This window comes from Candidatus Acididesulfobacter guangdongensis (assembly GCA_004195045.1).
Classification (GTDB): Bacteria; SZUA-79; SZUA-79; order Acidulodesulfobacterales; family Acidulodesulfobacteraceae; genus Acididesulfobacter; species Acididesulfobacter guangdongensis.
Window position 1 is genome coordinate 322,071 of sequence record SGBC01000001.1, and the last position, 12,927, is coordinate 334,997.

10 protein-coding genes are annotated in these 12,927 nt (G+C 32.7%); all 10 read right to left on the reverse strand.

The window, feature by feature from the left end:
• Window positions 1-8: 8 nt before the first annotated feature.
• Window positions 9-1,496: a lysine--tRNA ligase gene (gene lysS / locus EVJ46_01525; protein RZD16946.1), complete on the reverse strand. Its 1,488-nt coding sequence runs from the start codon at window positions 1,494-1,496 to the stop codon at window positions 9-11.
• Window positions 1,497-1,595: 99 nt separating this feature from the next.
• A protein-coding gene (locus EVJ46_01530) for a peptide chain release factor 2 (GenBank protein ID RZD16947.1) occupies window positions 1,596-2,757 on the reverse strand; the annotation gives its coding sequence in 2 pieces (ribosomal slippage) (window positions 1,596-2,624 and window positions 2,626-2,757; 1,161 coding nt in all).
• On the reverse strand, window positions 2,754-4,349 hold the full coding sequence (gene lnt / locus EVJ46_01535) for an apolipoprotein N-acyltransferase (protein RZD16948.1): 1,596 nt from the start codon (window positions 4,347-4,349) through the stop codon (window positions 2,754-2,756). The genes EVJ46_01530 and lnt overlap by 4 nt, the downstream gene beginning before the upstream one ends.
• 154 nt (window positions 4,350-4,503) lie before the next feature.
• Complete coding sequence (locus tag EVJ46_01540) at window positions 4,504-5,466, reverse strand: nucleoside triphosphate pyrophosphohydrolase (protein RZD16949.1); 963 nt, start codon at window positions 5,464-5,466, stop codon at window positions 4,504-4,506.
• Between the two features lie 21 nt (window positions 5,467-5,487).
• Complete coding sequence (locus EVJ46_01545) at window positions 5,488-6,237, reverse strand: phosphatase PAP2 family protein (GenBank protein ID RZD16950.1); 750 nt, start codon at window positions 6,235-6,237, stop codon at window positions 5,488-5,490.
• A 68-nt stretch (window positions 6,238-6,305) separates the two neighbouring features.
• Window positions 6,306-6,890: an rRNA maturation RNase YbeY gene (gene ybeY, locus EVJ46_01550; protein RZD16951.1), complete on the reverse strand. Its 585-nt coding sequence runs from the start codon at window positions 6,888-6,890 to the stop codon at window positions 6,306-6,308.
• Window positions 6,772-9,090, reverse strand: coding sequence for an HDIG domain-containing protein (locus EVJ46_01555; GenBank protein ID RZD16952.1), 2,319 nt, complete (start codon window positions 9,088-9,090; stop codon window positions 6,772-6,774). The genes ybeY and EVJ46_01555 overlap by 119 nt, the downstream gene beginning before the upstream one ends.
• Complete coding sequence (locus tag EVJ46_01560; protein RZD17439.1) at window positions 9,053-9,892, reverse strand: PhoH family protein; 840 nt, start codon at window positions 9,890-9,892, stop codon at window positions 9,053-9,055. The genes EVJ46_01555 and EVJ46_01560 overlap by 38 nt, the downstream gene beginning before the upstream one ends.
• A 353-nt stretch (window positions 9,893-10,245) precedes the next feature.
• A complete protein-coding gene (gene murJ / locus EVJ46_01565; GenBank protein ID RZD16953.1) occupies window positions 10,246-11,817 on the reverse strand; it encodes a murein biosynthesis integral membrane protein MurJ in 1,572 nt (523 codons plus the stop codon).
• 19 nt (window positions 11,818-11,836) lie between these two features.
• Window positions 11,837-12,883: an aspartate-semialdehyde dehydrogenase gene (locus tag EVJ46_01570; GenBank protein ID RZD16954.1), complete on the reverse strand. Its 1,047-nt coding sequence runs from the start codon at window positions 12,881-12,883 to the stop codon at window positions 11,837-11,839.
• Window positions 12,884-12,927 lie beyond the last annotated feature (44 nt).

The following is a 12,927-nucleotide window of genomic DNA, read 5'->3' on the forward strand; positions in this document are numbered from 1 at the left end:
ATTTTATTTTATTTGACGGGTTTAAGCAACGGAAATAAAATAACATCCCTTATAGAATAAGAATTAGTTAAAAGCATAACAAGTCTGTCTATGCCTATGCCGCATCCTGCGGCAGGAGGAAGACCGTATTTTAACGCTTCTATATAATCTTCGTCTATTTCTGCCGGCAACCCTTCTTTCAGTTTAACGTCAACCTGAGACTTAAATCTTTCTTCCTGGTCGAATGGATCGTTTAGTTCTGAAAAAGCATTTGCCAATTCTCTTCCTGCGACAAAAAATTCAAATCTGTCTACAACCCTCTGATTAGTGTCATTTCTCCTTGCCAGAGGGGAACTTTCTACAGGATAATGCGTCACAAAAGTAGGATTCAGCAGTTTAGATTCTACCGTTTCTTCAAATAAAACCGTCAATAACTCACCATAGGTCATATTATTATCGGCCGGCAAATTTAAATTTTGTAAGATTTTAATAATTTTGTCCGCAGAATCTATATCTTCAATTGAAAAACCGGCAACTTCATACAAACTATCCTGCAATTTAATCTTTTTAAAGGGAGGAGTAAAATTAATCTCCGTTCCTATATAATTTATTTCAAATTTTCCGCAGATGTTTTCAACTAAGCCGGAGAGCATCGTTTCTACAAATTTCATCATATCTTCGTAATTGCTGTAAGCCATATAAAATTCAAGCATTGTAAATTCGGGATTATGCTTAACGGAAATTCCTTCATTTCTAAAATTTCTGCCGATTTCATATACTCTGTCAAATCCGCCGACCAACAATCTTTTTAAATAAAGTTCGGGGGCAACCCTCATGTAAAGTTCTAAATCTAATGCATTATGATGCGTTTTAAAAGGCCTTGCCGTAGCGCCTCCAGGATTTGCATGCATTATGGGAGTTTCAACCTCTAAAAATCTGCTGTTGTTCAAAAAAGTTCTTATATAATTAATAGTATCGGCTCTTTTTTTAAAAATATCCCGAACATCATTGTTTGCAATCAAATCAACATATCTTTTCCTGAAGCGGATTTCTATATCTTTAAGTCCGTGCCATTTTTCAGGCAGCGGCAAGACAGATTTAGTTAAAAGTTTTATGTTTTCGGTTTTGATAGTAAGCTCGTTTGTTTTTGTTCTGAATAAATGACCGGTTATACCGCAAATATCACCGGCATCCAAAAATTTGTCAAAAAGCTCGAAATCCTCGTCGGAAACCGAACCTTTTTGTATATAGCATTGTATTTCACCATAGCCGTCTCTTAACCTGAAAAAAGAAGCCTTTCCGAAATTTCTTATTATAAGAATCCTTCCTGATGTTTTAATATGTATATGGTTTTCTTCCAGAAATTCTTTAGAAGCGTCATTATATTCAGATAAAATATCATCAATAATATTTTCTTTTATAAATTTGTTGTCAAACGGGTTTATACCTTTTTCTTTTAATATATTTATTGTGCCTATTCTATTTTTTTCTATAATATTTAATTCTTCATCTACCATTTTAGCCGCCTTCTGTTTATAAATATTAAGATTATGAAACGCAATAAAAGTAAAATAAATAATAAAAACTGCCGTAATCAAAAAACTTTACTATACCGGCTAAGAAATCCGGCTTATAAGATAACCGTTAATAAATTCATCTATATTGCCGTCAAAAACACTTTCGGTATCATATACAGTGACACCTGTTCTATGGTCTTTAATAACTCTGTTGGGATTAAGCGTGTATGACCTTATCTGAGAGCCCCACGATATTTCTTTTTTATCGCTTTGCAGTTTATTTTCTTCTTCCTCTTTCTGTTTTTTATAATAATCATAAAGCCTGGCTCTTAAAATTTTCATAGCGGTATCCTTGTTCTTATACTGTGACCTTTCGTTCTGACATGCAACTACCACACCGGTCGGCAAATGGGTGATCCTGACCGCCGAATCTGTGGTGTTAACATGCTGTCCTCCGGCGCCGCTTGACCTGTACGTGTCGATTCTTAAATCTTTTTCATCTATAATTATTTCCGAAGTATCTTCTATTTCAGGATAAACAAACACTGACGCAAACGATGTGTGCCTGCGTTTGTTGGCATCAAAAGGAGATATCCTGACAAGCCTGTGAACTCCTGTTTCTGATTTAAGATAGCCAAACGCATAAAGCCCTGAAACAATAAATGTGACGCTTTTTACGCCTGCTTCGTCCCCTGCGTTAAACTCCATAATATTCACCGGAAACTTTTTTTTATCTGCCCATCTTAAATACATCCTTAAAAGCATGGACGCAAAATCCATAGATTCTGTGCCGCCTGAACCTGCATGTATTTCAACAATCGCATTTAATTTATCGTCTTTTCCGGAAAGAGTTAATTCGATTTCTAATCTTAGAACTGTTTTTTCTAACGTTTTTAAATTTTGTTCAATTTCCGCCAGCAGTCCTAAATCGTTTTCCTGTATTGCTAAACCTGCCAATTCTTTCAAATTACTAAATTCTTCATAAACAGCCATGAAAGGATTTAATCTATTTTCTAAATATGCTTTTTCTTTTAAAACGGAAGCTGATAAAGACTGATTACTGAAAAAATTTTCGCCCGCCGAGATTTTATCAATTTCCTCTATCCTTTGATTGATTTTATCCGGGTCAAAGCCTCCTCCGTATTTTAGATAATTTATCGTCTAAAATCTCAACATTTTTCTTTATAAAATCTATGTTAATTACGGCATCCTCATTAGGCGCATTCAGCGCCGTCTTATTATCTGTTTTGTTCTCTTTCATCTTTTGTTTGTATTTCTCCTCTTAAAATAAATATAAAGTATTATTGATGTTATAAAAATATAAATAATTATATGAGCAAATATATTACCATATATAGCAAAAAAAGTCTTATGATTAATTAATTTTATGTTTCCTATTAAAAATGTTCTTTTAAAAATTCCCGTTTCGGCAATTATGTTTCCGGTGGGCGATATTATTCCGCTTATGCCGGAATTGCCGGCTCTTGCAACATATCTGTCGTTTTCTACCGCGGAAAAAACGGTCATTGACATATCCTGATATGGAGCTGCAGTTTTGCCGTACCATGTATCGTCCGTAATGCTTATATAAAGATTTGCTCCGTCTTTTGAAAAATGCCTCACTAAAGAATCAAAATAGGCTTCATAGCAAATCATAGAGCCAGCTTTAATTTTCCCGCCTTTCAAAATCCTGAATTTTTTCCCGGGCGTAAAATTGCCGATACCCGCGCCTTTTAATATATGGGCAAGGAATGGCAGCTGATGCCTTAAAGGAATATATTCGCCGAAAGGCACAAGATGATGCTTATCGTAATATGAATATTGTCCTGTTTTTGTAAACATATAGTCGCGATTATAATAGTGCTCTTTATAGTTATAAAATCTTGCGCCTATTGCGCCGAAAATCAGGTCTATTTTATTTTTTTCGGCAAAATTCATTACCTTATTCCAGTATGCAGGATAGGCTGAAATTATATAAGGCAAAGACGTTTCCGGCCATAAGACAAGGTAAGGTTTGTAAAGCATTGCCTTTTTAGTCAGATTTAAATATATACGCGTAGTCCTTTTTTTAGTTATTTTCCATTTCTGAAACATTCCGATATTGCCTTGAATAGCTGCAACTCTGTAAGATTTTCGACCGGATAGAGACTTTTTAACACTGTAAATATTAAAATATCCGTATGCAACAACAAGCAGGACAACGGATAAAGCAAACAAAAATTCAACGGCAGCCTGTTTTTTTGCAATATTTTTATAAAATATAAAGTGAAAAATCACGAAATTAATCAGCACAATAATAAATGACAGCCCAAAAACGCCGACTATATTAGATATCTGAATAAAAGGGATGTTGAGATACTGCGAAAAACCGAGATTTTCCCAGGGAAAACCGGTTAACAGAGTCGATTTAAGATATTCAAAAAAAACCCAGCAGGATGGAACCAAAATAAAACTTAAACTTGCAAAATACTTATTTATCTTAGTGTTTTTTATAGCAGGATTAATCGCTATTTTGGCAAAACCTGCAAAAAAGCCTATATACAGGGCTAAATAAGACGACAGAAGGAGCAATGCAAAAATGGAAATATAATACGGCAAATTACCGAATACATGTACCGTGTAAACTATCCAGTACAATATACCCGCATAAAAAATAAGACCTGAAATAAATCCGTAAAAAAAAGATTCTTTGAAACTCTTTGATTTATTTATTGAAATAAATAAGGGAACTAAAGCAACCCATGCAATAAATTCAAGATTGAATTCAGGAAATATTAAAATCAGCAATATTCCCGACAGAATAGAAAGCAGAAAATTGCCGAACCTGCCGTTTAAATTTATTTTAAAGCTCATTTTTACTTAATCAAATAATTAAAACAATTAATAATGACACATTGATAATTATTTTACATAACAACTAAAAAATTAAATTAAATTAAGTTAAGTTAAGTTAAAGAAAAAATTCCGATAAAAGTTTTCGATTTTGTATCTTTTTTTATAAATGCTGTCAGTCAAGCTGCTCCGAATGCGGATGGTCGTCCATTTTAGAAAAATAGCGTTTGGCTTCTTCCCATAACTTATCCAGAACGGCGGCGTCCGCAGATTTAATATCTGAATTTTGAATTAATGACAGCTTATTTTCAATATAGTTAAATCTCTTGATAAATTTATCGGATGCATTATTTAAAGCATCGCATGGGTGTAAATCTAACAATCGCCCTACATTTACTATAGAAAACAATAAGTCTCCGTATTCTTCTTTTATTTTGTCTGCATCGTTTCCATTAGCGCATAGAACGGCGTTATGGTCTTTTGTATTTTTTATTTTTATGGAATCATTCCTGCAGTTTTCAATTTCTTGCCTGAGTTCGTTTGCCTCTTCATTAATTTTTTCTAACGCCCCGCCAATACTTGAAAAATCAAATCCCTGCCGTGATGCTTTCTCTTGCACCATATAAGCTCTATGAAGCGCCGGCATATTTTTTACGACGTAAACAGAAGAATCGGATATGGCATTTTCTTCTTTGTATTTTTCTTTGTATTTTTTTTCTTTTTTTTCCTGTTTTTTTATTTTTTCCCAGTTTTCTAAAATAACGTCATTTAAACACTCACCTTCTTTCAGACTGAATGTTTTATCAAAAACATGGGGATGCCTGCGCAATAATTTATTATTTATTTTTGTTATAACATCTTCAATTGAAAATATTTTCTTTTCTGCGTATATCTGCGATAGAAACACAACCTGCAGTAAAAGGTCTCCTAATTCTTCGGAAATTTCATCAGTATCTTTCGAATCCAACGCTTCTGCAACTTCATACGCCTCTTCTAAAACATATGGTTTTAGAGTTTCTTCGGTTTGCTTTTTATCCCACGGGCAGCCGTTTTCCGACCTCAGCTGCTTTAAGATGTCAACTAATCCATTGAATCCTTTATAATTATAATCTGAATTATTTTCGTTGTTTTGGTTCATAAATAAAATAATAAATGAAATTTAAAAATAAAAAAATTTAAAAGCTAAAGCAGTTATTATAATGCCTATCAAACTGCCCGCAACGACCTCGGCGGCGGTATGTATACCTGTTTTTTTTCTTGATGACGCCACGAGAAAAGCTAAAATGAAAGTTAGCAAAGAAACTATAGGATTTAATGTTATAAGAGATACCATAAGCCAAACCGAAAATGCAATAGCGGAATGTCCGCTTGGCATACCTCCTCTCAAAGGCTTTCCGCTGTTAAAGATGGCTTTAATTATAATAACTATAACAAATATAATAGATATTACCGCAATTATCATATTTGATTCATCCGTCTTTATCATGATAAGCAAATAGTATAACACACTGTATATATATTTTGAAAATATTTCATATCCTACTATAAAAGCTCCAAATGAAGCAATTAAAACGGAGCCTGCGGCAATGTTTTTTATTGCGGCTGTTTTCTCTGAATAGCCTTCAAAAAATAAATCCAGAAAATATTCAATTGATGTATTAAATAATTCTGCCGATAAAACTATTATGGCGCTGATGAATATCAACAGGAAATCAATTTTCGACAATTTTAAAAATATAGCGGCTAAAATGACGGCAACTGCCGCCAAAAAATGAATCTTCATATTGCGTTCCGTTTTTGTAGCTAAAATTATACCTTCAATCGCCACATTAAACGCTTCAATCCAATTCTTAGGCGTATATTGTTTTTTATATGAAAATTCGTTCTTGTTTTCTTTATCAGTGCTCATTCATTAATTAAAATTAAATCAACCGATATTAAACCAATATTAAACCAATCAAAAATTTAATAAAACAATCAGGTAATCAATCTGGAAACCGCATTCCGATATAAGATATTCTGCAATTCTTTCATTTCTTGTGCATTTTCTGCGTTATCCTCATGGTCATATCCAAACAAATGTAAAATACCGTGAATTAGAAGCAGCGCAATTTCTTTATCAAAATCGCTATATTCGGCATCTTTATCTATATCCATTAAATATTCTGATTTATTTATTTGCGCCGATTTATTTACTTGCGTCCACCCTTCTTTATCCCAAAAATCTTTAAAATCTAAAGAATTTTTTTTTGCAACGGCAGGGCAGATAAATAATTCTCCTATAAAATATGTCTCTCCATCGTATTCTTTAAATTCAAAAGAAAGAATATCCGTAGTTTTATCTTTATCTCTGTATATTTTATTTAAATTTTTTATATAAGCGGGAGAACAAAAAATTATATCCAGGTGAAAAGAACCGCAGAACATATGAAATACGGTCTTTTCAACGATATAACGGACTAACTTTTGATTTATTTTCTCCTTTCTTTGGATATTCGCTATATTTATTATTGCTTTTTGTACTATTTGCTTCTGCTTCTTCAATATTAGTTCTCCCTGCATATGGAATTCTTTGATGAAAAATGCTGTTTAAAACTTTAACAAAAGCTTTTTTTATATTATACAGATCCTTTAATGTAAGCTCACATTCATCAAGCTGTCCGTCGTTATAAATCCTATTAACCGTTTTTTCAACCATAAGTTCGAGTCTAGACGGAGATATATTATCCAATGTTCTCGATATAGCTTCCACCGAATCAGCCAGCATTATAATACCTGCTTCTTTTGTTTGCGGTTTTTTACCTATATATCTGAAACTTTCTTTAGATAAATTATCATCCTTGCTTTCTTTCACAGCCTTTTCATAAAAAGCTCCTATCATGGAATTTCCGTGATGCTGGGCTATTATATCCGCTACTTTATCTCCAAGATCGTATTTTTTGGCAAGCTCATAACCGTCTTTCACGTGCGATGCTATTATTAAACTGCTCATTGTAGGTGACAGCTTATCATGAGGATTGTCTTTGTTGTTAATATTTTCTATAAAATAATTAGGTTTATTTATTTTGCCTATGTCGTGGTAAAGACTTGCTACCCTCGCAAGCAGAGGGTTAGCCACTATTGCGTCGGCGGCGGATTCTGCTAAAGTAGCTACCATTATAGAATGCTGGTATGTTCCAGGGGCTATCAGAGAAAGCTGCCTCAGCAGCGGATGATTTGAACTGGACAATTCTAACAGTTTAAAATCCGTAGTATATTTAAAAATCCTTTCAAATATAGGTATTAATCCTATAACAATTATAGAGGAAAGAATCCCCGATAAAAACGCAAAAAAAATACTATAAATATTTTGAATATTTAACAGATTAAGGCTTACTAAAGAAAACGCTATAACCATAAAAATATTTGCAATACCTGTTGCAACACCGGATCTTATAACCCTTCCCCACGACGAAAAATCAAATACTTCATACGACGCTATAAAACTTCCTCCAAATGCGTATATCATAAAAAAAATATTATTCTTAAAAATAATCGCCGTCAATATTGAAAATATTGCTATAAAAACAACTGAGACTTCAGAATTCAAGATTATTCTGATAAGCATAGGTCCAAAAACAAAGGGAATTAGATAATAGATATCCTGCTTATTTATAAACGGAAAATAATTAGAAAAAGCATCGGCAAATATCATACCTATCTTTATTGCTAAAACGGAAAGGATTAAAATTATCATCGAAAAAATAATATTTTTAAAATCTAAGGATGTTCTGAATTTCCGTATAAATTTATACGGAAAAAGATACGAAACGGATAATATAATAGCGACTACTAAGAAAAGCCCTATCAGCGACGGTATATTATTTTTTAATATAAATTTATCTTCATAAGTATTAAGCTCTAATGCTTTTGATTTTGTAATCAGCTGTCCTGCGCTTATTAAAAGCATACCTTTTACTACATGTTTATATATGGGATGAATTTCTTTTTTTGCATATTCAATTTTTCTTATAGTCAAAGATTTTGAATATACTATATTAGGCTTAACAATTGAAGATACTACGGCATATATATCGTTTCTCATGTAGGAAGGCAGAAAATTTAAATATTTTTGCGTGTAATAATAAGAAAAATTTTTAACCTTTTTTAGCGTGAAAAAAAATTGCGGATATTTTATTAATTTTGAATTATTTGTTACTATATTTTTAATTTCAATCTTTTTATTCTGTAAGGAAGGTCCTGAAATTACACCTTTTTTATATATGTCGTCTGTTATTTTTAAAATATAATTTTCTATATTGCTATTATAATTTAAAAAATAAAATTCATTTATTAAACTATTGTTTAATTTAGTTCCCAGTTCTGAATTAAATATATTGCCTGAAATTTCCTCGTTCACATTATTTTTGGCATGCGTTCTATCGAAAGACCCTGCCTTTTTAAATGCATTTCTTATTTTTCTTTCCAGAACAACTTTAACTTCAGGATAATAAATATAAACACCTGGAATATTTTTAATTTTTAATTTAAGCGTGTCATTAGTTTTTTTAACATTGATATATCTGAACCCCTTTCTTGCAATTATGGTTTTTTTTGATATCTCTCCGGCTTTATATTTGTTTTTTATATATTCTACCCCGCTGTAAAGCATAAAAGTGAGCAGAATCGAGGATATGATTAAAATTGCTACTAATTTATATTGATGATTTTTTATTCCAAATTGCTTACTTTTTAGAATTTCTATGAATTTCGTTCGTTTCATATGCTTTTATAATATTTTGAACAAGTTTATGTCTTAAAATATCAGTTTTATTGAAATTAACAATTTTGATGCCTTCTATTCCCGTTAAGATATTACTTGCGGTAATGAGTCCGGATTCTTTATCGGCAGGCAAATCTGTCTGAGTAATGTCTCCGTTAACAACGATTTTTGAACCTGAGCCTATTCTTGTCAGCATCATTTTCATCTGTTCGTTTGTAGTATTTTGAGCTTCATCTAGTATAATAAATGAATTATTCAAGGTTCTTCCTCTCATAAATGCGAGAGGCGCTACTTCGATAATATCCTGTTCTATAAGTTTAACAACTTTCTCAAATTCAAGCATTTCATGCAGCGCATCATATAAAGGACGCAAATACGGATTGATTTTCTCAGAAATATCTCCGGGTAAAAAACCTAATTTTTCTCCGGCTTCTACGGCCGGTCTTGTTAATACAATCCTGTCAAATATATTTTTTTGAAAAAGATTTACCGCGCAAGCCATTGAAAGGTAAGTCTTTCCGGTACCAGCCGGACCTATGCCTATTACTATATCGTTTTCAAAAATGGCATCGACATATTTCTTCTGATTGAGCGTTTTCGGCGAAATTACCTTTTTCTTATGAGTAATAAGAACGGCTTTGTAAAACTGTTCGTGTAAATTTATTGCGGGGTTAGATATCTTTGCCTTAGACATCTTGACAATTTCGTCATCGCTTATTCTAATATTTAATCGATATAAATTTACCAAATCATAAATAAACGAACTTGATAATTTAACATTTTCAGTTAAGCCGGTAATCATTATGATATTGCCTCTTATTGCGGCATTAACCGCAAACTCTTTTTCCACTATAGGCAAAGTGTTCAGAGAAATATCCGCGAATCTGTTAAATAGTTCGATATCGTCTAATTCAATTTTTTCGGTATATAGTTTTGTCTTTATCGTCATTTCTACAATTATAGCATAATTGCAAATAAAGTAAAATTTTATAAATTTCTAATAATACCGCAATAGCGGAAAAGGCACGGAAAAGGTGTCAGATCTATTTTTTTTGCTAATATTTTCTTTGTTAATTAAACTATTTCGTATGCAAAAAAATAAGATCTGACACCTTTTTCTATTTCCACGACACCTTTTCCTTTGACTTAACTTTACTAAATTTGATTAGTTTTATTTTTTTTTAAAATATTATTGTATAAAAATTCCAGCATTTCATTTTTAACGGCGGCAGATGCTCCCAAGTACGACAAAATACCTGTAAATAATGCTAATATTATAATAAAAAGCAGATCTAATCCGAAGCGCATACTTTCAATAATCACAAATTCAACTAAAGCCCCCATAACAATTCCTGCGAAAATCGTTTTCAAAAAAGATATAAAAAATTCTTTATTAAATTTAAATTTATTTTTTTTGTTTATTTTATTAAGAAGAAAGAAATAATTAAATATTAAAGAAATACTTGATGCGAGAGCTAACCCGTCTACGCCCATAATTTTCATTAAAATGACCGCAAGTATAATGTTAATTATTAAAGCATATATAGCTGCATTAACCGGTGTTTTTGTATCTTTCATTGAATAGAACACGGGAACTACCGTTTTTAATAATGCAGATGCCCATAATCCTACTATGAAAAATAATAATACGGAAACCGTCTGCCTTGCGTCGAAACCGTTGAACAATCCGTGCATATATATTATATCTACTAACTGGCTTCTAAGAAGTATTAAACCGATGCTTGAAGGAATAATTATAAAAAACATAAGCGATGTTGCAAAATTAAAGGAATGTCTTATTTCTTCGCTGTTCTGTCTTGCAAAAGAAGCCGACATGATCGGAAAAATGGCGGTTTGCAGAGCAATAGCAAATACTCCAAGAGGAAATTGATAAAGTCTATCGGCATAATACAGATAGGAAATGCTTCCGACAGGCAAAAATGACGCCAGCAGCGTATCAAACAGCAAATTTAATTGTATGACAGCCATGCCCAGAAGAGAAGGCGTTAAAAGCTTAAATACCGTTTTAACATCTTTATTTTTAATATGGAATCTAAATCCTAATTTTATTTTTTTACGCTTTATATAATAAATTTGAGACGATAATTGCAGGACGCCTCCGATTATCACGCCGATAGCCAAAGATATAATCTTAAAATGAAAAAAAGACCTTAAGAATAGTGCGCTGAGTATTAGCACTATGTTTAAAATTATAGGATAAAAAGCGCCCGGACCATACGATCCGTGCACATTTAAAATTCCTGCGAAAAAAGCTGTAAGACCTATTAAAATTATGTATGGGAACATAATCCTAGTTAAAAAAACCGTAAGATCATATTCTAAATGTTTGCCGATAAAACCCGGAGCGGTTATTGTAACAAAAAAAGAGGAAAAAATAACTCCCAATAGCGACAATATCAGGAGTATAACAAACAGAATCGTAAAAACCGTCATCAAAAGGTCTTCAGACTGTTCTTTAGATTTATTAACAATATTGTCTGAATAGACAGGAATAAAGGCGGCAGAAATTCCGCCTTCGCCAAAAAGCCTTCTAAGAAGATTCGGAATTCTAAAGGCTACAAAAAACGCATCCGTAAAATAGCCCGCGCCGAAAAAATACGCTATGGCGACATCGCGCAGCAAACCCAAAATTCTGCTGATAAACGTATAAAAAGAAACTACCGATAAATTTTTTAGAATTTCTTTATTTTGTGTTCCGGCAGCCATTCAATGTTTAAATATATATTTATATATAATTATTTATCAATATCTCGGCTATCTGGACGGCGTTTAATGCAGCGCCCTTCCTTACATTATCAGCTACGACCCATAAATTGATACCGTTTTTAATTGATAAATCCCGCCTTATTCTGCCGACGTACACATCATCGCTCCCGCTCACCATGGTTTGATAGGGATATCTTTCATCTGCATTATCGCTAAAAATATCATCAATAATTTTTACGCCTTTAGTGTTAGACAATAATAATTGTACATCTTTAATATCAAAAGCATTTTCAGTTTCAATATTGATAGACTCTCCATGACAGAACATTACCGGAACTCTCACTGCCGTGGCGCATACCCCGATATTTTCGTCATGAAATATTTTGTGTGTTTCTTTCACCATTTTAATTTCTTCTTTGGTATACCCATCTTCGCTAAAAACATCTATTTGCGGAATGCAGTTAAATGCAATTTGTACCGGAAATTTATCAGGAGGGGCTGCTTCGCCTTTAGAATTTATTATATCTACCGTTTCGTAAAATAATTCGTCTATAGCTTTCTTACCGGCACCAGAAGTGGACTGATATGTTGAAACCACAATTCTTTTAATTTTATATTTATCGTGAATAGGTTTTAGAGGAACAAGCATCTGTATTGTAGAGCAATTGGGGTTTGCAATTATATTTTTCTTACTGAAATATTTAATATCTTCAGGATTTACCTCAGGAACGATTAGAGGAACGTCTTGATCCATCCTGAAGAAGGACGTGTTATCTATAACAACTGCACCTTCTTTGGCAGCTATAGGACTGTATTTTGAACTTGCCGCCGCACCGGGACTTGAAAGCACAATATCTATATTGTGTAATTTAAAATAATCTTCGGACACCGGTTCGACCGCATAATCCGTTCCGCTGAATTGAATAAGTTCTCCGGCAGAATGTTCTGAAGCCAGCAAAAAAAGATTATTTACCGGAAACTTTCTTTCCTGTAAAATTTCTATCATCTCTCTGCCGACAAGACCGGTTGCGCCCAATACCGCAATATTGTATTTATCTTTTTTCATTATTATATTTTATAAATAAATAATAAGGGTTATAATTTTATAAG

What these genes read in the sequence shown, in the direction of transcription:
- lysS (RZD16946.1), bottom strand. Translation starts at nt 1,496, where the DNA reads ATGGTAGATGAAGAATTAAATATTATAGAAAAAAATAGAATAGGCACA.
- lnt (RZD16948.1), bottom strand. Translation starts at nt 4,349, where the DNA reads ATGAGCTTTAAAATAAATTTAAACGGCAGGTTCGGCAATTTTCTGCTT.
- EVJ46_01540 (RZD16949.1), bottom strand. Translation starts at nt 5,466, where the DNA reads ATGAACCAAAACAACGAAAATAATTCAGATTATAATTATAAAGGATTC.
- EVJ46_01545 (RZD16950.1), bottom strand. Translation starts at nt 6,237, where the DNA reads ATGAGCACTGATAAAGAAAACAAGAACGAATTTTCATATAAAAAACAA.
- ybeY (RZD16951.1), bottom strand. Translation starts at nt 6,890, where the DNA reads ATGCAGGGAGAACTAATATTGAAGAAGCAGAAGCAAATAGTACAAAAA.
- EVJ46_01555 (RZD16952.1), bottom strand. Translation starts at nt 9,090, where the DNA reads ATGAAACGAACGAAATTCATAGAAATTCTAAAAAGTAAGCAATTTGGA.
- EVJ46_01560 (RZD17439.1), bottom strand. Translation starts at nt 9,892, where the DNA reads ATGATTACCGGCTTAACTGAAAATGTTAAATTATCAAGTTCGTTTATT.
- murJ (RZD16953.1), bottom strand. Translation starts at nt 11,817, where the DNA reads ATGGCTGCCGGAACACAAAATAAAGAAATTCTAAAAAATTTATCGGTA.
- EVJ46_01570 (RZD16954.1), bottom strand. Translation starts at nt 12,883, where the DNA reads ATGAAAAAAGATAAATACAATATTGCGGTATTGGGCGCAACCGGTCTT.